Origin of the sequence: Halomonas sp. PAMB 3264 (assembly GCF_031954245.1) — a bacterium.
Classification (GTDB): Bacteria; Pseudomonadota; Gammaproteobacteria; order Pseudomonadales; family Halomonadaceae; genus Vreelandella.
Genome location: NZ_CP134866.1, coordinates 917,742 through 942,779, shown reverse-complemented (window position 1 = coordinate 942,779; position 25,038 = coordinate 917,742). Strand labels below are relative to the sequence as shown.

The 25,038-nt window shown below is 63.9% G+C and carries 24 protein-coding genes; 8 read left to right on the top strand and 16 right to left on the bottom strand.

What is annotated here, in order from left to right; all coding sequences use genetic code 11:
- Positions 1–49: 49 nt before the first annotated feature.
- The 3 genes from pdxA to RN347_RS04295 form a co-directional block, all read right to left on the bottom strand.
- The gene (pdxA, locus tag RN347_RS04305; protein WP_311960301.1) at positions 50–1,108 is read right to left on the bottom strand and encodes a 4-hydroxythreonine-4-phosphate dehydrogenase PdxA; all 1,059 of its coding nucleotides are present in this window, start codon (positions 1,106–1,108) and stop codon (positions 50–52) included.
- Entirely contained in the window at positions 1,108–2,145 is a 1,038-nt protein-coding gene (locus tag RN347_RS04300; RefSeq protein ID WP_409365778.1) for a peptidylprolyl isomerase, read from the bottom strand. The genes pdxA and RN347_RS04300 overlap by 1 nt, the downstream gene beginning before the upstream one ends.
- Positions 2,146–2,220: 75 nt before the next feature.
- Entirely contained in the window at positions 2,221–4,668 is a 2,448-nt protein-coding gene (locus RN347_RS04295; protein WP_311960299.1) for an LPS-assembly protein LptD, read from the bottom strand.
- Between the two features lie 70 nt (positions 4,669–4,738).
- Between RN347_RS04295 and RN347_RS04290 the strand changes: the two genes are divergently transcribed.
- The 5 genes from RN347_RS04290 to speD all read left to right on the top strand — a co-directional run bounded on the left by RN347_RS04290 (position 4,739) and on the right by speD (position 8,307).
- Positions 4,739–5,746 carry a phosphotransferase gene (locus RN347_RS04290; protein WP_311960298.1) on the top strand — a complete coding sequence of 336 codons (1,008 nt, stop codon included), beginning with the start codon at positions 4,739–4,741 and terminating at the stop codon, positions 5,744–5,746.
- Positions 5,743–6,426, top strand: a complete 684-nt coding sequence (gene murU / locus RN347_RS04285) for an N-acetylmuramate alpha-1-phosphate uridylyltransferase MurU (protein WP_311960297.1) — start codon at positions 5,743–5,745, stop codon at positions 6,424–6,426. The genes RN347_RS04290 and murU overlap by 4 nt, the downstream gene beginning before the upstream one ends.
- Positions 6,423–6,812, top strand: a complete 390-nt coding sequence (locus RN347_RS04280) for a gamma-glutamylcyclotransferase (RefSeq protein ID WP_263584832.1) — start codon at positions 6,423–6,425, stop codon at positions 6,810–6,812. The genes murU and RN347_RS04280 overlap by 4 nt, the downstream gene beginning before the upstream one ends.
- Before the next feature lie 133 nt (positions 6,813–6,945).
- Positions 6,946–7,371 (top strand): OsmC family protein, encoded by a 426-nt coding sequence (locus RN347_RS04275; protein WP_311960296.1) that lies wholly within the window; start codon positions 6,946–6,948, stop codon positions 7,369–7,371.
- A 144-nt stretch (positions 7,372–7,515) separates the two neighbouring features.
- The gene (gene speD, locus RN347_RS04270; protein WP_263584834.1) at positions 7,516–8,307 is read left to right on the top strand and encodes an adenosylmethionine decarboxylase; all 792 of its coding nucleotides are present in this window, start codon (positions 7,516–7,518) and stop codon (positions 8,305–8,307) included.
- A 188-nt stretch (positions 8,308–8,495) separates the two neighbouring features.
- On the opposite strand, the gene lpxL is transcribed toward speD, so the two are convergent.
- The 12 genes from lpxL to RN347_RS04210 form a co-directional block, all read right to left on the bottom strand.
- The gene (gene lpxL / locus RN347_RS04265) at positions 8,496–9,410 is read right to left on the bottom strand and encodes an LpxL/LpxP family Kdo(2)-lipid IV(A) lauroyl/palmitoleoyl acyltransferase (RefSeq protein ID WP_263584835.1); all 915 of its coding nucleotides are present in this window, start codon (positions 9,408–9,410) and stop codon (positions 8,496–8,498) included.
- 14 nt (positions 9,411–9,424) lie between these two features.
- Positions 9,425–10,519: an alanine racemase gene (gene alr, locus RN347_RS04260; protein WP_311960295.1), complete on the bottom strand. Its 1,095-nt coding sequence runs from the start codon at positions 10,517–10,519 to the stop codon at positions 9,425–9,427.
- Between the two features lie 167 nt (positions 10,520–10,686).
- Complete coding sequence (gene rpoS, locus RN347_RS04255; protein ID WP_263584837.1) at positions 10,687–11,661, bottom strand: RNA polymerase sigma factor RpoS; 975 nt, start codon at positions 11,659–11,661, stop codon at positions 10,687–10,689.
- Between the two features lie 162 nt (positions 11,662–11,823).
- Positions 11,824–12,909 (bottom strand): peptidoglycan DD-metalloendopeptidase family protein, encoded by a 1,086-nt coding sequence (locus tag RN347_RS04250; protein ID WP_311960294.1) that lies wholly within the window; start codon positions 12,907–12,909, stop codon positions 11,824–11,826.
- 17 nt (positions 12,910–12,926) lie between these two features.
- Positions 12,927–13,883 (bottom strand): DUF368 domain-containing protein, encoded by a 957-nt coding sequence (locus RN347_RS04245; protein WP_263584839.1) that lies wholly within the window; start codon positions 13,881–13,883, stop codon positions 12,927–12,929.
- Positions 13,880–14,512: a protein-L-isoaspartate(D-aspartate) O-methyltransferase gene (locus RN347_RS04240; RefSeq protein WP_311960293.1), complete on the bottom strand. Its 633-nt coding sequence runs from the start codon at positions 14,510–14,512 to the stop codon at positions 13,880–13,882. Before RN347_RS04240 ends, RN347_RS04245 begins: the two co-directional genes overlap by 4 nt.
- 31 nt (positions 14,513–14,543) lie before the next feature.
- Positions 14,544–15,290, bottom strand: a complete 747-nt coding sequence (gene surE, locus RN347_RS04235; protein WP_263584841.1) for a 5'/3'-nucleotidase SurE — start codon at positions 15,288–15,290, stop codon at positions 14,544–14,546.
- 88 nt (positions 15,291–15,378) lie between these two features.
- Complete coding sequence (gene truD, locus RN347_RS04230; RefSeq protein WP_311960292.1) at positions 15,379–16,416, bottom strand: tRNA pseudouridine(13) synthase TruD; 1,038 nt, start codon at positions 16,414–16,416, stop codon at positions 15,379–15,381.
- Positions 16,416–16,895 (bottom strand): 2-C-methyl-D-erythritol 2,4-cyclodiphosphate synthase, encoded by a 480-nt coding sequence (ispF, locus tag RN347_RS04225; RefSeq protein ID WP_311960291.1) that lies wholly within the window; start codon positions 16,893–16,895, stop codon positions 16,416–16,418. The genes truD and ispF overlap by 1 nt, the downstream gene beginning before the upstream one ends.
- A gap of 5 nt (positions 16,896–16,900) precedes the next feature.
- Positions 16,901–17,602, bottom strand: a complete 702-nt coding sequence (gene ispD / locus RN347_RS04220) for a 2-C-methyl-D-erythritol 4-phosphate cytidylyltransferase (protein WP_311960290.1) — start codon at positions 17,600–17,602, stop codon at positions 16,901–16,903.
- Positions 17,595–17,951 (bottom strand): cell division protein FtsB, encoded by a 357-nt coding sequence (ftsB, locus tag RN347_RS04215; RefSeq protein ID WP_263584845.1) that lies wholly within the window; start codon positions 17,949–17,951, stop codon positions 17,595–17,597. Before ftsB ends, ispD begins: the two co-directional genes overlap by 8 nt.
- A gap of 96 nt (positions 17,952–18,047) precedes the next feature.
- Complete coding sequence (locus tag RN347_RS04210; RefSeq protein WP_311960289.1) at positions 18,048–19,217, bottom strand: GNAT family N-acetyltransferase; 1,170 nt, start codon at positions 19,215–19,217, stop codon at positions 18,048–18,050.
- Between the two features lie 235 nt (positions 19,218–19,452).
- Here RN347_RS04210 and RN347_RS04205 point away from each other — a divergent pair, with 235 nt between their 5' ends.
- Genes RN347_RS04205 through hexR form a run of 3 tightly spaced genes read left to right on the top strand, consistent with a single transcriptional unit; the run spans position 19,453 to position 24,667 of the window.
- Positions 19,453–22,059: a GAF domain-containing protein gene (locus RN347_RS04205; RefSeq protein WP_311960288.1), complete on the top strand. Its 2,607-nt coding sequence runs from the start codon at positions 19,453–19,455 to the stop codon at positions 22,057–22,059.
- The gene (locus RN347_RS04200; RefSeq protein ID WP_311960287.1) at positions 22,056–23,864 is read left to right on the top strand and encodes an EAL domain-containing protein; all 1,809 of its coding nucleotides are present in this window, start codon (positions 22,056–22,058) and stop codon (positions 23,862–23,864) included. Before RN347_RS04205 ends, RN347_RS04200 begins: the two co-directional genes overlap by 4 nt.
- Positions 23,816–24,667, top strand: a complete 852-nt coding sequence (gene hexR / locus RN347_RS04195) for a transcriptional regulator HexR (RefSeq protein ID WP_263584849.1) — start codon at positions 23,816–23,818, stop codon at positions 24,665–24,667. The genes RN347_RS04200 and hexR overlap by 49 nt, the downstream gene beginning before the upstream one ends.
- Positions 24,668–24,675: 8 nt before the next feature.
- Here the strand turns inward: hexR and RN347_RS04190 are convergent, their stop codons facing one another.
- Positions 24,676–25,035 carry a RidA family protein gene (locus RN347_RS04190; RefSeq protein WP_311960286.1) on the bottom strand — a complete coding sequence of 120 codons (360 nt, stop codon included), beginning with the start codon at positions 25,033–25,035 and terminating at the stop codon, positions 24,676–24,678.
- Positions 25,036–25,038: the final 3 nt, after the last annotated feature.

Here is a 25,038-nt window from a genome sequence, read left to right as displayed (position 1 = left end):
GTCCTTGAGTAGGATAAAGCGTGTAACGGGGTGGCGAATGAACCGGAGGCTAAGGCGCCGCGGCGGCATGGGCGGCGCGCTGGTCGCCAAGGCGTCTGGCGAGATCGATCGCCACCAGCAGGCTTTCGGGGCTCGCCACGCCCAGCCCCGCCAAATCCAGCGCGGTGCCGTGATCGACCGACGTGCGCACCAGCGGCAGGCCAAGGGTAATGTTGGCCGCCTGGCCGAACCCTGCATACTTTAGCACCGAAAGCCCCTGGTCGTGATACATCGCCAGCACCGCGTCGACCTCCTTGAGGTGGCGCGGGGTGAAGAGCGTATCCGCCGGGTAGGGGCCGCGAACGTCGACTCCCTGTGCGCTCAGGTGCTCGATGGCCGGCGTGATGGTCTCGATCTCTTCAACGCCCAAATGCCCCTCTTCGCCGGCGTGGGGGTTGAGCCCGCACACCGCGATGCGCGGAGAGGCAATCGCGAACTGGCGGGTCAGGTCCTCGGCGAGCAGCGTAATGAGGCGCGTCAGGCGCTCGAAGGTGATGGCGTCCGCCACTTGGCGAAGCGGCAGGTGCGTGGTAGCCAGCGCCACGCGCAGATCACGGCTTCCCTGCCAGCCGTCTTGCTGGGCGTGCAGGGCGCGGTCGGTGGCCAGCATCATCACCACCTCATCGACGCCGCAGGCATCGCGCAGCCACTCGGTGTGGCCGGTGAAGCCGGTAAAGCCGCCGTCGATGATCACACCCTTGTTCAGCGGCGCGGTGACGATACCCGCCGCCTGCCCTTCCAGGCAGGCGCGAACGGCGATCTCGAGCGTTTCGATCACGTAGGCGGCGTTGGCCGGGGCCAGCACCCCGGGCACGCAGGGCGCGGCGAGGGTGACCGGCCACACTGGAAGCTGAGGCCTCAAGACGTTTTCCGACGCGTGCTGCTCGGTCACAATGTCAACGTCGAGCTTCAAGCGTGCGGCGCGCTCGGCCAGCATCTGCGGGTCGCCCACGGCAACGGTGTCCGGGGGCAGGCGCTTCTGCGCGGCCAGCATCAGCACCAGTTCCGGGCCGATGCCCGCCGGCTCACCGGTGGTGACTAAAAGCGGTAACCGGGGCTCTCGTGACATTACTGGCGAATGTCCACGAAGGCCTGTTCGCGAATCTCGCGCTGCCAGTTCTGCAGCTCTTCGTTGGCGCGGCGCTGGAAGATCGCCTGGCGCACCTGCTCGCGGCGGCTCTCGTCGGTCACGTCCTGACGGCGGCGGTCCAGCACCTCGATCACGTGGTAGCCAAACTGCGAGCGTACCGGCGCCGAGATCTGGCCCGGGCTCAGGCTATTCATCGCCTCTTCGAACGCCGGCACGGTCTGGCCCGGGCGCACCCAGCCCAAATCGCCGCCATTCATGGCGCTGCCGCTGTCGTCACTGAACTCGCGCGCCACCGCGGCGAAGGATTCGCCCTGCTGCAGGCGCGAGCGCACCTGCTCGGCGCGGGCGCGGGCCTGGCTTTCATCGCGGGTCGGCGTCAGCGCGACGAGAATGTGGCGCGCCTGGCTCTCCTCGATGAAGGACTGGCCCTGCTGACCGGGCTGCTGCTCGATAAAGCGGTCGACCTCGCGCTCGCTGACGTTGACGCGCTGCTGGATCTGGCGCTGCTGCACCTGGCGCATCAGCATTTCGCGGCGCACGTCCTCGCGCACCTCGGCCAGGCTCAGCCCGTCGGCCTCGAGGGCGTCGGCGAAGCCATCAAGGCTCATGCCGTTGGATTCGGCAATGCTGCGTAGCTGGCGGTTGAGCTCGGTATCGTCGACGCTGAGATTCGCATCACGCGCCATCTGCAGCTGGATTTCGTCGAGCACCATGCGCTCGAGCACCTGCTGGGTGAGCTGGCGCCGCGGCGGCAGCTCGCCGCCCTGCGCCTGCGCCTGGGCCTGCTGCTCGATTTGATTGACGCGATCATCGAGCTCGCTTTGCATGATCACGCCGTCGTTGACCACCGCCGCGACGCTATCGAGCGTCTGGCGCTGGCTGTTTTGAAAGCTCTGGGCCAGCACCTGGGTGCTGGTCAGCGCCGCGCCGGCGCCCAGGCTAAGCGCCAGCGCCCCAACCGTGGTCAGCCGCGAAAGCGTTCGTGTAAAGCGGCCCTGGGCCCGGCGTTTGTGCATCATCATAAGAAAACTCTCTTCGTCGCTTAAAAATAGCCGCGCGTTACGCGAATCACGCATCATCACCGTGGCACGTTACAAAGGCGAAGGCGTGTAGCCTGGAATCGCCCGGTCGAAGTAGGTGTTCGCGCCCTGGCCAACGCCGCCCAGCCCCCGGAAAACGAAGCGCAAAAACAGGCCGCGGTCGCTGAAATCGTCGGCCACACGGGCGGTGTCGTTGTCGTCGATCCATTCGCGCCACACCAGCTGAACGCCGTAGCAGCAGTCGTTCCACTGCACGCCGGCCAGCTGTTCCAGCGCCCGGTCGTTGGTCTGGTCATACAGATAGCGCCCGATCAGGTCGATCTGCGGGGCAGCCTTGTACCCCACCGAAAGATCCCACTCTTCACGGTTGTAGTCGCGAAAGCCGTCATCACCCGGCACAACGCCTGGATCGAACCCTTCGATCTCCCAACGGTAGCCAAGGTTCACTACGTGCCCCTCGGGATGGCGATAGCGCACGTCGACGCTGGAGCGCTCGGTCTGCTGACGCTGGTCGTCGTAGAGCCACTCGTAGCCGGTGCTGAAGCGGTCGCTGATCTGCCAATCCAGCCGCGTCACCAGCGGCGAGCGGTCGCGCGTCGCCTGGTAGCGGCTTTGCGGATTGACGAAGGGGTTCTCCTCCGGGCGAGCCGGTAGCGTGTCGGGGTCGCCGTTTTCGTCGATGCGCCGCTCGGCAAAGTAGGCGCTCTGGCCTACGCCGAAGGTGAGCCGGTCGCGCCCGGCGTCGTCCTCAATCAACCGCGACTGCACGCCGTAGGAGATCCGGTTGAGATCGCCCACCCGATCGGCGCCGGAGAAGCGCAGCGGCGACCAGAGCTGATCCCAGGAAAAAGCACGCTCATAGCTGTCGAACTCGGGCAAATCGGTCTGGTCGGTACGCGGCACGAAGGCGTAATTCAGCCGCGGCTCCAGCGTCTGGCGATAGCCGTCGCCGCCGAGCTCCAGATCGCGCTCGAAAGTCAGGCCGCTGTCGATGGAGGTGACCAGCAGGCTTCGCGTGGGCGACGTGGCGCGGTCGGTGTCGCGGCTGCCGTAGTCGAGCTCATAGGCGGTGTTCCAGAACTCGGTGCGCGGCTCGATATAGCCCCAGGGCTTCTCGAAGCGCCAGCCCACCGCCGGGGTCAGGTGAAGGCGCGAGCCGTTGGCCGCTTCACGCTCGGGCACCAGGTTTTCGTTCACGTCGCGCCAGAAGTAGGTCGCATTCGAGCGCCACTGGCCGTAAAAGCCGCCGCCGAGATCCCAGTCCGTGGTGTTGGCGGTCAGACTCGGCAGGCGATAGAAGGGTTTGTCGCTATCGGCCAGCGGGTCCTCCAGGCGCTGAAACCCCTGGGCGCGGGCGTCGAGCTGCCAGCGCTCGCCGCGGTAATCCACCTGCGCCAGGCGCTCCATACCGGCGCGCTCGCTGCTGCCGAACTCGGCGCCGAAGTCATCGAAGTAGCGCCCGTCGCTGGCGCCGCCATAGCGCAAATTGTAATTGCTGCGCGCGTTGATGCGCCCGCGGTGCTGGGCGTCGATGTACCAGCGCTCCTCGCCCTCGAAGCGGTTGTCGCCGGAGCTTCGGCCGCCGTCGTCGGCGAGGTAACCACCCTCGACGAGGGTGCGGGTCTGCTCGCTCATGTGGCGGTATTCGCCGTTGAGCAAAAGCCCCCGGTCGGTCATGAAGCGCGGCGTAATGGTCGCGTCCTGGTTGGGCGCGATGTTCCAGTAGTAGGGCTGGGCGTAGTCCAATCCATCATTGGAGAAGCCAAGCGTTGGCCACAAGAAGCCGCTCTGGCGCCGGTCGTCGAGCGGAAAGCGCACCCAGGGCCAGTAGAACACCGGCACATCCTTGACGTGCAGGCGGGCGTTGCGCGCGGTGCCGAAGCCCGCGGCCTGATTCAGGCGAATATCGCTACTCAGAATCTGCCAGGTATTTTCGCCGGGCTCGCAGGTGGTGAAGCTGGCGCTTCGAAGCCGGTACTGATCCTCGCCGGTCTGTTCGAGCCGCTCGGCCTGACCGCGCAGGCGCGGCTCGTAAAGAACATAATGGCTATTGTCGATGGTGGCGCGGTCTTCGTTGAGAAACAGCGTGGCCTGGTCGCCGCGCACCAGCGCCTGGCCGTTTCGAAGCGCAAGCTCGCCTTCAGCATCGACCTGCTGGCGCTCGGCGGGAAGAAAGATCTGCGCGGCCTGAAGCTCGCTATCAGCCCGGCGCAGCACCACGTCACCGCGCAAGAGCGCCTCGCCGTTCTGGGCGTAGTCGGCCTCTCCCGCTTCTACCGAGAGCGTTTCGGGGTTCTGCTCGGCGGGCAAACGATAGCCGGGCATCACGTAGCGGCCGCGACACAGCTGATTGGACGCCTCGTCCGGCCGGTAGGGCTGCCAGTCCAGCGCACTGGCGGGCAGCGGCTCGCCTTGCGCTACCGCCGACGTCGCCGTGAGCGCAAAAATGCCCAGCAGCGTATGTCCTGCCAGCGCCGTTCCCGTACATCGCTTGCCCATGTTCGTTATCCTTGGCATTCAGAATCGGTATTATACAGCTCGCATGATGCCCGACCAGCAAGGAGCTTGCATGTCCACATCCAGGTTTGACGCCCTCACCAGGTGGGTCGCCGACCAGCACGGTCTCGATGCGACCGCCCTTACCCTCGCCCCAGCCGGGGGCGATGCGAGTTTTCGCCGCTATTTTCGCCTGAGACTTCCCTCCGGCGAAACACAAATTGTCATGGACGCCCCGCCCGAGCAAGAGGACTCCGCCCCGTTCGTGGCGATCGGCCGGCGGCTTCGCGCGGCGAACCTGCCGGTGCCCGCCATTTATCAGGCGGATCTCGACCAAGGCTTTCTGCTGCTCGAGGACCTGGGCGATACGCCGCTTCAGACCAGATTCATCGATACCGCGAGCGTGCATGAGCACACGGCAGAAGCGCTCGCGCTTGTGAGCGCACTGCAAAACGCCGTTGACCCGAGCTTTCTTCCGCCATTTGACGAGGCGCTGCTGCGCCGCGAGCTCGCGCTATTTCCCGAGTGGTGCCTGAAGAGCTGGCTCGGCCTCGAGGTGCCAGCGTCGCTTGCCGCTCTGGAGGATGAGCTCACGCGGCTGGCGCTTTCGCAGCCGGTGGTGAGTGTACATCGAGACTTCGATGCCATGAACCTCATGCCCCACGCCGGGCGCCTTTACATGATCGATTTCCAGGACGCGGTGGCCGGGCCCATCACTTATGACGTCATATCGCTTCTGTGCGGGCGCTACTGGCGCTTTGACGCGAGTGATTTCGACGCGCTGGCGCTGGCGTTTCACGCCCGGGCGCGCCAGGACGGGCGCCTGCCGGCAAGCGTCGACGCGGCGGCGTTTTTGCGCTGGTGTCGCGCGATGGCTGCCCAGCGCTCGCTGAAGGTGCTGGGCATTTTCTGCCGTCTGACCCTGCGCGACGCCAAAACCGGCTACCTCGAGCGGCTGCCCCACTTTCTGGATCACCTCGAGGACAGCCTGGCCGGGCTCTCAAGCCACGACGATTTCGCCCGCTGGACGCGCGATACGCTGCGCCCGGCCATCGCCGCCAAGCTGGAAGATTCACCATGAAGGCGATGATTCTGGCCGCCGGGCTCGGCACGCGCATGCGCCCGCTGACCGACACCTGCCCCAAGCCCTTGCTGACCGTAGGCGGCAAGGCGCTGATCGAGCATCATCTGGCGCACCTGGCCCGAGCCGGCATTTTTGAGGTGGTGATCAACGTAAGCTACCGCGCCGAGCAGATCATGGAGGCCCTGGGCGACGGCGCGCGCTACGGGCTCTCGATCACCTACAGCGTGGAACAGACGCCGCTGGAAACCGGCGGCGGCATCCTCAACGCTCTGCCGCTTCTGGGCGAGGCGCCCTTTTTGCTGGTCAATGGCGACGTCTGGTGTGACGCCCTGCCTACCCCAACGCTGGTGCCTCAGGCGCTCGCCCACCTGATGCTGGTGGACAACCCGCCCCAGCACCCAAACGGAGACTTCTCGCTCGAACAGGGCCTGGCGGGACTCGATACGCCGGCGCTTACCTACTCGGGCATCGCCGTGATTCATCCGGCGCTGTTTCAGGGCTGCTCCCCCGGCGCCTTCGCGCTGGCGCCGCTTCTAAAAGAGGCGATTGCCCGCGGGCAGGTCAGCGCCGAGCACTTTACCGGTCACTGGGTGGACGTCGGCACGCCGGCGCGTCTGGAAGCGCTCGAGGATTTTTTGACGTCATCGACCCACCGTTTCAACGAGGAGTCACCGTGAGCCTTGCCGACGACATCGCCGTCACACCCCTGGTCGCCGTTTACGGCACGCTGAAAAAGGGGCTCAATAATGCCTATCTATTGGAGGGCGCCGAGTTCGTCGGCGCGGATACCAGCCGCGTGCTCACGCTTTACGACGTGGGCCCTTATCCCGGCGCCAAACAGCGCGAATCAAAAGGCATTGCGCTGGAGGTCTACCGCGTCGATGAGGCCATGCTCGCCCGTCTCGACGTGCTGGAGGATCACCGACTCGACGCCCCGGGAGAAGGCGAGTATCAGCGCGTTACGCTGACCACCCGCTTCGGCGAGGCGTGGGTCTATCTCTACAATCCGGAGATCGCGGACTTCATCGCCATCGATGAAGGTGGCTGGCCGCTGCCGCGCTAAGGGTCTCGAGTGGCAGGCGTGCTATGCTGCGCGCATCAGTCGTGGAGCTGGCGCCCTTCTCAAGCGCGCTTGGCATCCCTGGAACAGCCTATTAACGTATTCAAACTCCGGCATCAGTCAAAAGGAGAGCCGCGTGAAAGCACGAGTGAAATGGACAGACGGGCGCCAGTTCGTGGCGGAGTCGGGCAGCGGCCACAGCGTGGTGATCGACGGGCCGCCGGATCACGGCGGGCGCAACACCGGCCCACGCCCGATGGAAATGCTGTTGATGGGCATGGGCAGCTGCACGGCGTTTGATGTGTTGAACATTCTCGACAAGGCGCGAGCCGATGTCATCGACTGCGTGGCCGAGATCGACGCCGAACGCGCCGACGAGGTGCCCTCGGTGTTCACCCGCATCCACGTGCATTTCGTGGTCACCGGGCGCAACCTCAAGGAGAAGCAGGTGCAGCGCGCCGTCGAGCTCTCGGCGGAGAAGTACTGCAGCGCTTCGATCATGCTGGTCAAGGGCGGCGTTGACATCACGCACTCCTTCGAGATCCAGGACGCTGCGTCGTAAAAAAATGGCCAGCCGGGATGCAACGCGGGCCGCGGGGGGGCATAATAGCCCGCCCTCGCGCCCGACGCGGGGCGCTCAACATTTGCGAATCGGTTCCGGCGCTGGCTCGTCGGGGTGTTTTCACTGCCATCAGGAGGCGCGGAATTGCCTGATAATCTCCGACTCCACGGGTTTAACAACCTCACCAGCTCGTTAAGCTTCAATATTTACGATATTTGCTACGCCAAGACCGAAGAGCAGCGCGGCGCGTATATCGACTATATCGATGAGCTGTATAACGCCGAGCGTCTTACCCAGATTCTCAAGGATGTGACCAACATCATCGGCGCGCACGTACTCAACATCGCGCGCCAGGACTACGAGCCCCACGGCGCCAGCGTGACCATCTTGATCGCCGAGCACGAGCTCGACGAGCCGGTCGCCCAAACGACGCCCGGTCCGGGCCCGCTGCCGGAAACCGTGGTCGGCCACCTGGACAAGAGCCACGTGACGGTGCACAGCTACCCCGAGTCCCACCCGGACAACGGCATCAGCACCTTCCGCCTGGATATCGATGTCTCCACCTGCGGCCACATCAGCCCGCTCAAGGCGCTGAACTACCTGATTCACAGCTTCGATTCCGATATCGTCACCATGGATTACCGGGTACGCGGCTTCACTCGCGACGTCGACGGTAAAAAGCTTTTCATCGACCACGCCATTACCTCTATTCAGGACTACCTGGCCGAGGACACCAAACAGGCGTATCAGATGATGGATGTGAACGTGTATCAGGACAACATGTTCCATACCAAGATGCTGCTCAAGGATTTCGAGCTGGACAACTATCTGTTCGGCACCTCACGGCGCGACATCACCTTCGAGGAGGCGCGCGACATCGAAAGCCGCCTGCGCAAGGAGATGCTGGAGATCTTCTACTCGCGCAATCTCGATTAAGCGCCTACCGGCCGCATACGAAAAAGCCGACGCCCATGCGTCGGCTTTTTTTTGATAGTGGCCGCCTCATGATGCTCGCGCGGTCTTGAGCAATCCGTAGCGGGGGTTTTTCGCCAAGGATGGCGAAAGTAGCCTACAAGGATGTATTCATGGCGCCCCGCGTAGGGTTGCTCAAGACCACCTCCACGCTAGTAAACCTCCCCATCCCCCTCCGGGCGCGTCTTGAAGCGCCGGTGAAGCCACAGGTACTGCTCCGGGTGCTTGCGGATCGCCCGTTCGATGAACTGGTTCACCCGGGTGGCGTCGTCCACTTCATCCTTGCTCGGGAAATTCTCGAAGGCCGGCAGACACTCGATGGTGTAGGTGCGGTTATCCGGATTGCGGTGGAACATCAAGGGCACTACCGGCGCGCCGGTCATGCGCGCGATCTTCGAGGTCAGACGAATGGTCGCCGCCTGCTGGCCAAAGAGCGGCGCAAATACGCTGACATCGCGGCCGAAGTCCTGGTCCGGCGAGTACCAGACGATATGCCCCGCCTTGATGCGACGCACGACCCCGCGCAGGTCGTGGCGGTCGATCGCCTGGCCGAAAATCCGTGAGCGGGCCCGGGTCATGAAGCGCTCGAACAGCGGATTATTGTGCGGCCGGTAGACCACGTCCGCCGGAAAGAAGAGCGAGTGCAGCGCCCCGCCTAAATCCAGCGTCGAGAAGTGAATGCCGACGACCAGCACGCCCTTGCCCTGAGCTTTGGCCCGGGCCAGGTGCTCCTCGCCATGGTAGGCCACCCGGTGGCGAAAGCCCTCGGCGCGGCGACACCAGCCGGTGGCGGTCTCGACCAGCCCGATACCGTTGGCGATGAAGGTCTGTTTGACCAGCTGGCGCTGCTCCTCAGCGCTTTTTTCCGGAAAGCAGAGCGCGATGTTGGTCGCGGTGATATGGCGCCGGCGCTTGATCAGCGCCCAGGCCATCAGCCCGATGAGCTTGCCGATCGCGAGCTTCAGCCGCCAGGGCAGCCAGGCCACAACAACCATCGCGCCGATGGCAAGCCAGGTCGACCAGTAGCGCGGGTGAGCAAACGAACGGGGAAAGGGTTTCTTCGACATTCCAATAACCTTGATCAAGCGCCGTGATAGCGGCGCGGCACCCGGGGCAGCACCCCGGTCAAGAGCGTATAGCTGATCGTGTCGCAGTGGCGGGCGACCTCGTCCACCGACAAAAGCGCCCCACAGGCGCTTTGACCCCAGAGCGTCACGTCGCTGCCGATCGCAACGCCGCTCACGTCGGTCACATCCACGGTGAGCATGTCCATCGACACGCGCCCAACGATCCGGCAGCGCTGACCGTTAACCAGCACCGGCGTGCCGTCTTTTGCGTGACGATCGACGCCGTCACCGTAGCCCGCGGCGACCACGGCGATCAATGAGCGCCCGGGTGCGCGCCAGCGCCCGCCGTAGCCGACCGGCTCGTTTGCCTCGATCTCGCGCAGCGCGATGATTTCCGAGCGCAGGCTCATGACCGGGCGAAGCGCCTGGGTAATGGCGTTGTCCACTTCCAGCGGATTGCTGCCGTAAAGCATTACCCCGGGCCGGTTCCAGGCGCCGTGAGCAGCGGGATAGGCAAGCGTGGCCGGCGAGTTGGCCAGGCAAAGCGGCGCGCCGAGCGCCTTTCCAAGTGCCGCGACACTTTGAAGCTGGCGCTCGAAGTAGCCGCTGTCGCCGGCATCCGCCGTGGCGAAGTGGCTCATCAGGTGAAGCTCGCCGACTCCAGGGGCGGCCTCGAGTCGGCGCCAAATGGCCTCTACCCGGTCGGGCTCGAACCCCAGCCGATGCATGCCGGAGTCGACCTTGACCCAGACGGGGATCGGCGTTTGGGGCGTAAACGCCAATAGCGCCTCGATTTGCCACTCGCTGTGCACGCTGGTCCATAAGCCGTGAGCATCGATAAGAGCGAGCTCTTCGGCGTCGAAGAAGCCCTCGAGCAGTACGATGGGAGTGGTGATGCCGCCTTCGCGCAGCGTGATCGCCTCTTCGATACACGCCACCGCCAACGCCGGCGCGAGCGGCGCAAGCGCCCGGGCACAGGCGAGTGCGCCGTGGCCGTAGGCGTTGGCCTTGATCACCGCCACGGACCGGCTTTGGGGCGCGCAGCCGGCGGCCACGCGGTAGTTGTGACGCAGCGCGTCGAGATCGATATGGGCCGCCAGCGGGCGCATGGCTCTTCTCACTTACCAGGCGCTGAAACGGCGCCTGCGGTTTTCATTCGGGTATAAAAAAGCCCAACGTATTGGGCCGGGTCATCTGCCTGGATACCGGCGCACCGGCTGGCCGGTGCGCCCTGTCTTGCCGCTGGCAAGTCTCGCGGGAAGCAGTGCTTTAAGGCTTAGCTCTCGAAAATGGCGTCGAGAGAGAGGCCCTGTTTTTCCAGCGAGCGACGAAGCTTCTTTAGCGCTTCGACCTGGATTTGACGAACCCGCTCGCGAGTCAGACCAATTTCAGCGCCGACTTCCTCGAGGGTCGCCGACTCGTGGCCTCGAAGGCCAAAACGGCGAACCACGACTTCGCGCTGCTTTTCACTGAGCTCGTCGAGCCAGTGATCGACGTGCTCGCGCACGTCACCGTCGACCAGTAGCGATTCCGGGCCGGAGACATCGTCGTCAGCCAGGGTGTCGATCAACGGTTTGTCGCTTTCGCCGCCCATGGGGTAATCCACCGACGACACGCGCTCGTTCAAGCCCAGCATTTTCTTGACCGTGCTCACCGGTTTGTCCAGATGCTCGGCAATCTCTTCGGCGGTCGCCTCGTGGTCGAGCTTTTGCGTCAGCTCACGCGCGGCGCGCAGATAGATGTTGAGCTCCTTGACTACGTGGATGGGCAAACGAATGGTGCGCGTCTGATTCATCAGCGCCCGTTCGATCGTTTGACGAATCCACCAGGTAGCGTAGGTCGAAAAACGAAATCCGCGCTCGGGGTCGAACTTCTCCACGGCGCGAATGAGGCCCAAATTGCCCTCCTCGATCAGATCGAGCAGCGTCAAACCCCGGTTGAGGTAGCGTCTGGCGATCTTGACCACCAGGCGCAGGTTGGATTCGATCATCCGCGAGCGACCCAGCGGGTCCCCCTTGCGCGCTAGCCGGCCGTAGTAGACCTCCTCTTCCGGCGTCAAAAGCGGCGAAAAACCGATTTCGTTGAGATAAATTTGCGTAGCGTCCAGGCTCTGGGTCGACTGTCGATCTTCGCGCCCCAGTGCTTTTTCGAAGGCATCTTCCTCTTCGTTGGCGGATTCCTCGGCATCGTCCAATGCCTCCTCCGCGGTCTCGAGGTCAACCTCCTGCAGGTCCTTCTCCAGCATGCTCATGATCTTACCCCCGTTGTCTTGCCTAACCGCCATGTAAAAAAGTGTGGGTGGTCGTACTGTCTGTACGCGCTCACCGTTATTGTTATATGACGCTCTTATCAAGCTGTTCGGGTTTTTCTAAAGGCGCAGGGCGCCTTGGCCAAGCCGATCAAAGAGAGCGCTTTATCGCGATGGTAAAAAGTCCAAGGGGTTTTCGGGCTGGCCATCGCGGCGCACCTCGAAATGAAGTTTGACGCTGTCGGTGTCGCTATCGCCCATGGTGGCAATGACTTCTCCTGCCTCGACCACATCGTTTTCGCTGACGCGCAAGCTGTCGTTGTGCGCGTAAGCGCTAAGAAACTGGTCATTGTGTTTGAGTAGTATGAGGTTGCCATAACCCCGTACTCCGCTACCGGCGTAGACCACGATGCCTGGACCGGCGGCTCTTACAGGTTGCCCCTTTTGTCCCGTGATATCAATCCCGGCGGTGATCGTTTCGCCCTCACCAAAGCCACCGGCGACCTGGCCATCCGCCGGCCAGCGCCAGTTGATGGTCTCGGCCGGCGTGAAGGTGCGCGAGGAGCGATCCGGAGCCGCGGGCGCTTCGGGCGCGGCGGCGGGCTCGGGTGTCGACTCCACCGGTTCGGGCTGCGGCTCGGGCTCAGCGGGTGCCTCCGGCTCCGGCGTGGCGGCGGGCGCCTCCTCTATCGACGACTCGGCCGCAGGTTCGGCGATGGGCGCCTCTTCACGCGCCGGCGCCTGGCCGTCATTACTGCCGTTATTGGTGTCGCCGCGCTCGGCGGTGATGCGCTGATTGCGCTCGATGGCACTCTCATCCGGCAATAGCCAGTCCATCTGCTGGTCGCTTGACTGAACGGTGTTTTGGCCTCCGGTCTCGTTGCTAGCGATCGCCACGCCACCGCCCAGACCAGTAGCTACCGCGCCCCCCTGACGCGCCGGCGGCGACTGATCGGCCGGGCTCGGCCCTTGAGCATTCGCCCCGCCGCCCTGGCGCAGCGTGATGGTCTGGCCGGGTTGAATCTGATACGGCGGGGCGATGTTGTTCATCGCCGCCAGCTCCCGGTAGTCCAAATTGTATTGCCAGGCGATGCCATAGAGCGTGTCGCCCGGCGCGACGGTGTACTGGGGCGAGCTTTCCACCGCGCGGCGCGCCTCGCTCAGATCTCGTACCTGGGGCGCGTTTGACGGCTGATTGACGCAACCGCTGATGGCCAACGCCACCAAAGAGAGTGTAAAAACCTTACGCATGCAAACTCTACTCCTTTTCAACGCCGCGCGCCTTGTGTCGAACTGCCTGGTCCTTGAACGGCCCGCCGGCTAAGTACCACGACCAGCGCCGCGCCGATGAGCATCATGACAACGACGCCCGCTACCTGAGCGCTACCGTCGATCAGGTTAGCGTAGTCACCTGGCAGCAGGTAGCGGTGCGATAGCGCAATGATCTGCCCTTCGGGGCCCATTTGATAGCTAAGAAGTTCGCGCCAGGGCCACAGCACCGGTAGCGAGCCGACGATGAAACCTAAAAGTAGCTGCATCGTGGCGTTGTGATGGCGCTTCAAAAGCCACCAGAGAAACCGTGAAAAGAGCATCAGACCGACAAGACAGCCCAAGCCAAACCACATGATAATACCGATGTCGAGACTTTTGATAGCCCCCATGATGGTGCCATAAAGCCCCATGGTGAGTAACAAAAAGCTTCCGGACACGCCGGGCAGCAGCATCGCGCTGATGGCGATGGCTCCAGCCACGACGACGATCAGCGCCTCGTTGCCCAACAGCAGCACCAGCGGCATCAATGCCGGCAGCGCTTGGGCAAGCAGCAGCCCGGCCAACAGCGGCAGCACGTACAAAAGCCGCCAGCGCCCGCTCGCCCGACCTACCACCAGCGCCGAGGCAGCGACCAGCCCGAAAAAGAAGCCGTCAAGCAGCAACGGGTGTGTGTGCATCAGCCAAAGCGCCAGGTGCGCCACGCTCACCAGGCTCAGCGCGATACCGGCCAGAAGCGGCACCAAAAAACCGAGATTCAGATGCGCAAAAAGGCCCCGCCAGCCGCCCTGGCGCCAGGCAGGCCAGGCACTGGGGCCGAACTGCTTGATGGTGTGGATCAGCTCTTCATAAATACCGGTAATGAAGGCAATCGTGCCTCCCGAAACGCCGGGCACCGCGTCGGCGGCGCCCATCCCGGCGCCTTTCAAAAATACGCCCAAGCGTCGATGCTTCAATCCACCACTCCTTGCAATAAAGGGACGAAGCGTACCGGCTCGAGACGGCGCTTCTCGAACGCCCCACCGATACGCTTGACCTGTGTTAGCCACTGGCTGCCGTCCGGCGCTTCCAGTGGCGCAATCAATACGCCGTGACGACCCAACTGCTCCAACAGCGCTTTGGGCAGCGTTTGCGCGCAGGCGGTCAACAGGATCACGTCGAACGTGTGCCCGCCGGGCCAGCCCTCGCCGCCGTCGGCGATCGCCAGATTCACACGGGCGTCGAGACTCGAAAGCCGCCCGACCGCGCGCTCGCCAAGCGTGACGATTCGCTCGACGGAATAAAGCGTGGGTACCAGCCGCGAAAGCACCAGCGCCTGGTAGCCCGACCCGGTGCCTACTTCGAGCACCCGCCGGGGGTTGGCCTTGAGCACGAGCTCGGTCATGCGCGCCACGATGAACGGCTGCGAAAGCGTCTGGCCATAGCCAATCGGCAGCGCCGTGTCCTCGTACGCCCGGTGCGCCAGCGCCTCGTCGACGAACAGGTGGCGCGGCTCAGCGGCCATGACCTCGAGCACCCGCGCGTCAACAATGCCCTGGTCGATCAACCGTTCGACCATACGGTCTCGCGTGCGCTGGGAGGTCATCCCCCGCCCACGGCGCTCTGCCTGAAAGAGATCAGGCAAAAGCGTCCAGCCAGGCTTGCACGTCGCCCCGCGCCGGGTGGCGCGTCAAGTCGGTCTGTAGCGGCGTGATCGAGACGAAGCCTTCGTTGATTGCGGCGAAATCCGTGTCCTCGCCGTCGTCGGCGTTGGCCGCCACCGGCGCGATCCAGTAGCGCGTGCGCCCGCGCGGATCCTTGATCGGTACCGCCTTCTCCGCCGGGCCGCGATAGCCAAGCCTTGTCACGCGAACGCCCTTGATCTCCTCCCAGGGCAAATCCGGCACGTTGACGTTCAAAAGGGTTCTTGGCGGCAGCGACAGCGTATCGGCAGCGCCGACGAGTGTCGCCGCCATGCGCGCGGCGCTCTCGAAATGACGCTCGCCGCAAAGCGACATGGCGATCGCGCTCATGCCCAGGTTGCGCCCTTCCATGGCTGCCGCAACGGTGCCGGAGTAAAGCACGTCGTCGCCCAGGTTGCTACCGTGATTGATCCCGGCGATCACGAGATCCGGGCGCTCATCCCACACCCCGTTCACGCCGAGATAGACGCAGTCGGCGGGTGTGCCATCGACGCTGTAAAAGCCGCTGTCGAGCGCGGTGAGCGATAGCGGGCGCGACAGCGTCAGCGAGTTGCTCGCCCCGCTGCGGTCACGGTCCGGCGCCACCACGCGCAGTCTGGCGTGCTCGATGAGCCCGTCGTGCAGCGCGCGAAGCCCCGGGGCGTACACGCCGTCGTCGTTGGATAAAAGCAGTCGTCGCATGGGCCTCTCCCTGGACAGTCGGTGTGGCGTGATTCCCTGACCGTGTGCACGGCACCAAATGTGCGAGTACGCTCGCGCAAGCGCGCCTTCAAAAATCCGGGTGGTCGATCAGCTCGCGCAAAAGCGCGGTCGCAAAGCCGCCACGCGGCAAAGAAAATGCGAGCACTACGGCATCGGCCTCACGCGTCAGTACGGGCTCGATGACGCGCATCCTAAGCGCCCGGTGACTTTTTTTCACCCCCGCCCGGTTCAAACCGTCACACAGCGCGGCTTCGCGGGCGTAAAGCGCCTGCTCCAGCGCGCCGGCCTTACCGAGCGCAGCCTCGCCAACGCCCCAAAGCGGCCCCGCCGGGTGAAGGTCGAGCGCTTCGGCGCGCGCGGTGAGCGTTTCATCGACCTCGTTTATACTAAACACGCTTTGGGTGCCGTCGAGCATCAGCGTATCGCCCGGTACCGGCGAGTGCCAGCTTCCATCACCCACCCGCGCGCTCAAAAACTCGTTGAACAAAAACGCGCGCGCCGTGGAGAGCAGCATGCCCTGGCGGTCGTCGCGCTTGCGCCAGCCCTTTTGCAGCACCGCGCGCGCCTTTTCCAGATTGCGCCCCTGGGCGCCAAAGCGCTGGGGGCCAAAGTAGTTGGCCACGCCTTCACGGCACAGCGCCTCCCAGCGTTTGGCGAACGCCTGGGTTTCGACGGCCTCGCCGCTTACGCGCAGCCGAAAGCGGTTGGTGCGGTGCACGCCGCGCTTGAGCTTGCGCGGGTGTCGCCCCTGCTCGACCAGGCGAATGCCCTGAACCGCGAGCGCCTCCTCCAGGCCCTCCGGCGACGGCCGGCCTGGCAGGTGGACACTGAGCCACTGGCGCGTCACCGCGATTTTATCCTTCATGCCCGAGTAGCCAATGGCGCGCGGCGCCACCTCACAAAGTCGGGCGAGGTGCTTGACCACCTCGAGGGTGGTCAGGCCGCGTTTTTCAAGGCGCAGCCACACATGCTCGCCCTCGCCTTGTGGGGTGAAGTCGAGCTGCTCATCGACGAAGAAATCCTCCGGTACCTGGCGGTACTGGCCCGGCGCGCGCGGGCCAAAGCGAGCCTCCAGCGCGCGGGGCCAGTCCGGCAGTGGATTCATCAGCGCGCCCCGGGCGTTAGCAGCACCACCGCCTCGGCGGCGATACCCTCACCCCGGCCGGTAAAGCCGAGCCGCTCGGTGGTGGTCGCCTTGACATTGACCTGGCCCAGCGTCACGCCGAGATCCAAAGCGATCACCTCGCGCATGGCGCCGATATGGGGCGCCATTTTCGGCGCCTGGGCCATGATCGTGGCGTCCAGATTGCCCACACTGAAGCCGGCCTCGCCCACCAGCGCGGCCACGTGGCGCAAGAGTGCGCGGCTGTCGGCGCCTTTCCATTGTGGGTCGGTATCCGGGAAGTGGTGGCCGATGTCGCCAAGCGCGCAGGCGCCCAGCAGCGCATCGCTGATCGCGTGAAGCAGCACGTCGCCGTCGGAGTGGGCAACGAAGCCCTGCTCGAACGCGAGCCGAACCCCACCGACCATCAAATGATCACCCGGGCCGAAGCGGTGTACGTCGAATCCATGGCCAATACGCATGAGCACTACTCTTTACTGTTGCCGGCCTGCAGCGAGAGAATCGCCGCCGCCAGGGCAAGATCATCGGGATGAGTGATTTTCAGGTTGTCGCGGCGGGCGCTGACGAGCTTTGGCGAAAGCCCCTGCGCCTCGATGGCGGAGGCTTCGTCGGTAACCGCCATGCCCAGCTCCTGCGCGTGTATGAGCGCCCGTTTTAACAGCGCGAAGCGAAACCCCTGGGGCGTCAGTGCGTGCCAGAGCCCGTCGCGGGGCTCGGTATGCGCGCTGCGCCCGGCCTCCGTCTCGCGCTTCATGGTGTCTGCCACCGGCATGGCCAGAAGCGCCCCGCCCGGATGAATGCGAGCGTTATCGACCAGCGCGCGCAGATCCTCGACGCTGACGCAAGGGCGTGCCACGTCGTGCACGATGACCAGGTCGTCATCCTCGGCGTCGATCGCGTTCAGCGCGTTCTGGACGCTGTCGACCCGTTCGCGCCCACCGTCGACCCGCTGCCAGTGTTCAAACGGCACGAAGCGCGGATCGAAAAAGCGATCGTCGGCGTCCAGACAGAGTACCAGCCGCGCCTCTGGATAGGCGGCGTGCAGGCGCTTTAGTGTGTGGGCCAGCACCGGGCGGCCTTCGATCTCGAGATACTGCTTGGGCCGGTCGGCGCCCATGCGCCGGCCCTGGCCCGCCGCCGGCACCACCATCCAGAGGCGATCACTCATCGGCGGTCTCGCTCTCGGCGGCGACCGGGTTGGCGACCATTGCCGCGTTCAAACCGATCAGCTCGTTTTGAATCGCCACGCCCGGCACCCAGAAAAACTGCTCGTCGCTTCGCACCATGCCCATATCGCTACGGGCGCGCTCTTCGATGGCATCCAGACCGGTCTTGAGATCGGTGACCTCGGCGGCCAGCCGCGCGTTGCGCTCGCGCATGGGCACGTTCGCCGCCTCCTGTACCGTCACGCGCTGCTCGACGCGCTGCAGATCCTGCCAGCCGCCGTTACCCAGCCAAAGCTGATACTGTAAAAATCCCAGAACGCCCACCAGGGCGATCACCAGCCATCGATGCATCGAAGCTTCCTGTAATCGAGTGCCTTTTCAAGGCGTGAACGGCGCGCATTATGCCAGCAAGCGGGCCTGGCAGCGAGCCGTGTGTCGCGAGCTGCGCTATGGCCACGCCTTGAACGGCAGCGCCTCCAGCGCCGCCTGGCGGTAAGCCTTGACGTGTTCACCTTCCCGAGCGCAGAACTCGGCAACGCCGGCGGCAAGCCCTTCGTGGGCCAGGTAGTGAAGCGAGCGCGTGGGCGTCGGGGCGAAGCCGCGCACCAGCTTGTGCTCGCCCTGGGTGCCGGGGTCGAAAAGCGAAAGCCCCCGCTCCAGGCAGAACTCGATCCCCTGGTAGTAGCAGGCCTCGAAGTGCAAGCAGTCGGCGACCACTTCGCTGCCCCAGTAGCGCCCATAAAGCGTGGTGGCGCCGCGAAAGTAGAGCGCGGCGGCCACCGGGCGGTCGTCCACGAGCGCCTGCACAAGCAGCATCGACTCTGGCATGTTCCGGCGAAGCGCCTGAAAAAACGCCTCGTTGAGGTACGGCGGGCGGCCGCGCTCATGGTAGGTGATCGTGTAGCAGCGAAAAAAGTGCGCAAGCGCCTCAAGGTCGATCGCCTCGCCTTCCAGGCGCCTGAGCGTGATGCCCTGCTCGGCAACCAGGCGCCGCTCGCGCTTGATCGTCTTGCGCCGCTTGGCAGTGAGGCTTTCCAAAAAGCCATCAAAATCCTTGAAGTCGCGGTCGCGCCACTGAAACTGCACGCCGTGGCGAACGATCAGCTCCGGGCACTGGGCCTGCCAGGCATCGACTTCGTTGTCATTGGCAAACAGCAGATGCCAGCTCGAAAGCCCCAGCGTCTCGCACTGATCCCGCCACCCCTTGGCGAGCAGCGCAAAGGCGCTTTGGGCATCGATATCGCAGGCCACCAGCGTGCGCTGGCCCGGTACCGGGGTAAAGGGTACGGCGCTCAGCGCCTTGGGGTAGTAGTCGCCCCCGGCGCGCTCAAAGGCCTCTGCCCAGCCCCAGTCGAACACGTACTCGCCGCTGGAGTGGCTTTTCAAATAAAGTGGCAGCGCCGCGACCAGCCGCTCCCCCTGCCATACGCAGAGATGACGCGGCTGCCAGCCGGTGGCCTCGCTTGCCGAGCCGCTTTGCTCCAGCGCGTTCAAAAAGGCGTGGCGTAAAAAAGGCTGTTCCGGGCTTACCAGCGCATCCCACTGCGCCTCTGGCACGTGCTCGATCGACGAGAGTGTGACCAAATTCAACGCCTGTGAAGACCTGCCATCCGTCATGAACACCTCGCATTGAATGACTGTCGGTCATTTTACCGCTAACGAATAACGGCCATCGTCTGGCCGCTTTGACACCGAGTATCGCGCAATCAAACGCTCACTAGAACCCGGCATGGGCGTTTATCGCTTTACCAGACCAATCGGATGTAAAAAAATGGACGACGGGCCGGCAAATCGTTAAAGCCTGGCTAAAAACGACCGATAAAGAAGGGATTGCCCCATTCCTGGAACGACTATGCAAGCCGCCCGGATACCCGAAAATGAACCCCAGCGACTAGCGGCCCTGCACCACCTGGAGATGTTGGACACGCCGCCGGACGACATGCTCGACCGCTTGACCGAGCTTGCCTGCGACATCTTCGATGTGCCTATTGCCTTGATCACGCTGGTGGACACGGATCGCCAGTGGTTCAAATCACACACTGGCCTGGCCATACAGCAAACGCCGCGCGAGCACTCTTTCTGCGCCCACGCCGTTTTAAAAAACGACGTATTGATCATCGAAGACACGCTCAAGGACCCGCGCTTCGTCGATAATCCACTGGTGATCGGCAATCCGCACATCCGTTTTTACGTTGGGCATCCGTTGCGCCCGTTCGACGGTCAGGTGCTCGGCACGCTGTGTTTGATCGACCAGACCCCGCGCTACTTTAGCGAGCGGGAGCAGCGGCTTTTGGCCAATCTCGCCGCTCAGGTCGAGGATCTTTTCCAGCGCCACAAGCGCGAAGCCCTGCTTTCCCGCGATGCCGAACGCTTCGAGGCGCTGTTCAGCAAAAGCGCGGTGGCCAAGGTGCGGATCAGCCGCGACGGGGACATTAGCGCCATCAACCCCTCGGCGCTGAAGCTATTGGGTCTTGCGGCCGATGACGTTTTGCATCAAAGCATCGACATGCTGACGCCGCCGGAGATCGCCGCCGAGCACCACCACGCCATCAACGCTTACCTGGCCGGCGAGGCGCAGACGGTGATCGGCCTTGGCCGCGAAGTGGAAGCGCTGCACCGCGATGGCCACCGCGTGCCGGTTCACATGACGCTCAACGCCATTCACGACGCCCATCACAACGTCGTCGAGTTTCTGGCCGTGATGACCGACCTGAGCAATGTCTACGCCGCCAATCAGCGCATTCTCAAGGAGCAGAGCCTTTTAAAAGTGCTTCATCAAGGGATCACCGACTACCAGGCGCTGATGTCCGGCCAGCGGCTCTGGATATTCCTGATGGAAGCGCTGAGAGAGTTGACCGACAGCGACTACGCGCTGATCGGCGAGGTGCTGCCCACCGATACCAGCAACGCGCTCAAGATTCACGCACTGACCGATCTTTCCTGGAGCGAAACCTCCCACAAGCTGATGGAGCGACTGCGCAGCGGTGACATGACGCTCACCAAACCCGACACCCTTTTGGGTCGTGTATTTGCGTTTGGCGAGGTGGTGATTACCGACGATGTCTATGGTCATGAGAGCCGAGGCGGCTTTCCGCCCGGCCACCCGCGGCTGAATAACTACCTGGGCGTGCCGATTCTAAGCGGCGATCAAGTCATCGGCATGTACGCGATCGCCAACAGCCAGCAGCCGCTCAACCAGGCGCTGATCGACTGGCTTCAACCCTTCACCGACACCTGCGCACTGTTGATCAATCTCTACCGTCAGATGGCCGAGCGCGAGCACGTGCTCCAGGCGCTGGCCGTCGCCCGTGACCAGGCCGAAGAGGCCAACCAGGCCAAGAGCGAGTTTCTCTCCTCGATGAGCCACGAGCTGCGCACGCCCTTGAACGCGATCATCGGTTTCGCGCAGCTTTTGGACAAGGGGCGGCGCGACCCGCTCAGTGACAAGCAGCAGCGCCAGGTACAGCAGATCGAAAAAAGCGGTCAGCATCTTTTGGGCCTGATCAACGAAATCCTCGATCTCGCGCGGATCGAATCCGGATATTTGGCACTGTCGCTTGAGCCGATCTCCGTGAGTGCCGTGCTCGACGACGCCTGCGCCACTCTCGAAGCCAACATCGAGGCGGCGGGCATTACGCTCGAGCGCGCGCCGCTGGCGGCGGGCTGGCGGGTGCTGGCGGACTACACCCGCACCAAGCAGGTGCTTTTAAACCTGCTCTCCAACGCCATCAAGTACAACTGCGCACGCGGGCGCATCGAGATACGCGCCGTTGCCCAAGGCAATGCGCTTAAAATCAGCGTGCGCGATACCGGCGCCGGCATCGCCCCGGAGCGCCAAAGCGAGCTGTTCGAGCCGTTCAACCGGCTGGATGCGGAGTACGGCGCCATCGAGGGTACCGGCATCGGGCTTGCCATCACCCGGGAGCTTGTTCATCGCATGCACGGCAAGGTGGGCGTCGAGAGCGCCCAGGGCATGGGCGCCACGTTCTGGTTCACGCTCCCGCTGACCGACGAAGGGGTCGAAGCTGCTCCCGAAAGCGAAGCGCCGCTTAATCACCGCGCACACGCTTCGCAGTGTCGCATTCTCTACGTCGAGGACAACTCGACCAACCAGCGACTGATGCAGGACATTCTCGAGGAGGTGGAGGCGGTGGATTTGGAAGTGGTGGGCAGCGCCGAGCTTGCGCTGGAAATACTGCGCCACACCCGCTTCGACCTGGTGCTTTTGGACATCAATCTGCCCGGAATGAACGGCTATCAGGCGCTCAAGGCGCTACGCCAGAACCCAGCGCTCGACGCCATGAGCGTGGTGGCGCTTTCCGCCAACGCCACGCCTCAGGATATCGAAAAAGGGCTTGCCGCCGGATTCGACGAGTATCTCACCAAGCCTCTGGACATCGATAAACTCACGAAGGCGCTCGAGGAGCATCTTCACCCAGCATCTGGAAGCGATCTATGAAACTGGCCCAAAAGCACCTGCTGGTCGTGGATGACAACGCCATCAATGTCGAGCTTCTGACCGACCTGCTCGAGGAGCACGGCTACGACAACGTACACGGCCTGAGCGATTCCCGCGAGGTACTCGGCTACTGCCAACGCCACTGCCCCGATCTGATTTTGCTCGATATTCGCATGCCGCACCTGGACGGCTACGCGGTCACCGAGGCGCTCAAGGCGCACTGCGGCGAGGCGCTACCTCCCATCATCGTGCTCACCGCGCAAATCGATGACGAGACGCGCCACCGCGCGCTGGCCCTGGGCGTTAGAGATTTCATTACCAAGCCGTTCAAACATGACGACGTAATGCAGCGTATTCGCAACACGCTGGAGCTCGAACAGCGCTATCAACGCAGCACCCGTCAGGCGCAGAGCTTCAAGCGCCTGGCTGACGAGCACTCTCAGGCGCTGGACCAGCAGCTGCGCACGGATACCATCACCCAACTGCCCAATCGCCGAGCGATGACCCATGCGCTCGAGCGCGCTGCCCGCGACAAGGCGCCGACCGGACTTTTGTTCATCGCCATCGACCAGCTCGACGATGTCGTGCGCCTTCACGGTTACGCCATCGCCGATCAGCTGCTGCTTCACGTTAGCCAACAGCTTCAGAACCAGCTGCAAAGCGATGTCACCCTCGGCATCTGGGGCGGCAGCGAGCTTCTGGTCATCCTGCCCGAAACGAGTCACGAGCGGCTGACCGGCCGGGCCATTCATCTGCTGGAGTGCTTCAACCAGGACCAGGCGCTGGAGGATTTGTTGCTACCGCTGGGGGCCAGAATCGGTATCAGCAGCGCCCATCAGGGCTTTGATCCGGAGCGGCTGGTACACATGGCGGCGCTGGCGTTGCCACAGAAAAACGCCCCCGTGCGCGTGCAAAGCTATAACGAAGAGCTCGAAACCCTTCAGCGTCAGCGGCTGCGCCTACAGCAGTCGATTCGTGGCGCCACCGAGCGCGGTGAGATCAGCCTCGCCTTTCAGCCCAAGATCTCGCTGTCGGACGACCGCGTGATCGGCGCCGAGGCGCTGATCCGCTGGGACCATCCCACGCTTGGGCGCGTCTCGCCGGCGGAGTTCATCCCGCTGGCCGAGGCCAGCGGCGATATTCTCGCCATCGGCGAATGGGTCATCGAAGAGGCGCTTCGTCACATCGTGGCCTGGCGCCATCAGGGGCTTTTGAACGACCAGTTTCATATCGCGGTCAACGTCGCCGCCCGCCAGCTCGCCCGACGCGACTTCGCCGACACATTGCTAAAAACGCTCGAAGCCTACGAGGTACCGACGGACTTTCTCTCATTGGAGGTGACCGAGTCCGGGCTTTTGAGCGACATGCACAACGCCCGCCTGCAGCTTGCCAAGCTCGCCCAGTTCAACATCGCCGTGGCCATCGACGATTTTGGCACCGGCCACTCATCGCTTGCCTATATCAAAACGCTGCCCTTCTCGACGCTGAAGATCGATCGCGCCTTCGTCATGGATCTGGAGGATACGGAGGTCGACCGACACCTGGCGCTGGCGATCACGCGGCTGGCCCACGCCGTGGGGTGCGACGTGGTCGCCGAGGGCATCGAAACCAAGCCCCAGGCGGATTACCTGCGCTCCATTGGTTGTGAGGCGGCGCAGGGGTATTATTATGCCCGCCCCCTGCCCGCCGATGAGTTCTTCGACTGGTGCGCGCAGTGGGGAGACGCCCACCCTTCGACGAATGCTCTGGAACCCACATGGCCCACGATCTCCTCGACCGCCTGCGCGAACGGCTCAACGATCTAAACCGCTCGGAGTTCAAGGTGGCCAACGTCATCATGGACGACCCGGTGGCCGCCACGAGCCTGAGCATTGCAAGCCTGGCCCAGGCCGCTGGGGTCAGCGAGCCAACGGTGAACCGGTTTTGCCGCAACTTCGGGGCCAAGGGCTATCCGGACTTCAAGATCAAGCTGGCTCAGAGCCTGGCCGGCGGCACGCCCTACGTGACCCGCGCGGTCGAGCCTGGTGACAGCGCCACCCAGTACACGCCGAAAATCTTTGGCGCTACGATCGCCGCGCTCAAGGAGGCCGAGCGCCAGGTCGACATGGCCGCGATCGAGCGCATGGTCGACTACCTGACCCAGGCCAAGCACATCCACTTTTTTGGCCTTGGCGCCTCCGGCGCGGTCGCCCAGGACGCGCAGCACAAGTTCTTTCGCTTCAACCTGCCGGTCATGGCCTATATCGACGTGCTGATGCAGCGTATGGTGGCCGCGGCCTGCCACACAGGCGACGTGATCGTGATCATCTCCTACACCGGGCGCACCCGAGAGCTCGTCGATATCGCCAAACTCGGGCGCGCCGCCGGCGCGGTGGTGCTGGGCATCACCGCCCCCCACTCGCCGCTTGCCAACGAGTGCACGGCAACGCTGGATGTCGCCACCCCCGAGGACACCGACCACTACATGCCGATGACCTCGCGGGTCATCCAGCTTACCCTGATCGATGCGCTGGCCACCGGTGTGACGCTGCGCCGCGGTGAGGATTTCCTGCCGCACCTCAAGAAAATCAAGGAGAGCCTGCGCGAGACGCGCTTTCCGCTGGAGTAGTCGGCCGGCTACTGGCTAACGGCGGCCGTCACGGTGATTTCGACCTTGAGCTCGTTGGCGGGCAGCGGCGCGCAGACGCAGGTGCGCGCTGGCGCATGGCCTTCCGGCACCCAGGCATCCCACACCGCGTTCATCGCCGCGACGTCGCCGCCATCCTTGAGATAAACCGTCGCACTCAAAAGCTGCTCACGACTGGAGCCGATCTCCTCGAGCAGGGCATCGACGCGTGCCAGCATGCTTTTCGTCTGCTCGGTGATATCGCCCTGACGCGCATCGGGTCCGGCGACCTGGCCACACAGGTAGGCCACCCCCTGATGGATGACGGCGCGGCTCATGCGCGCTTTGGTATCGTGACGCTGGATGGACATGCG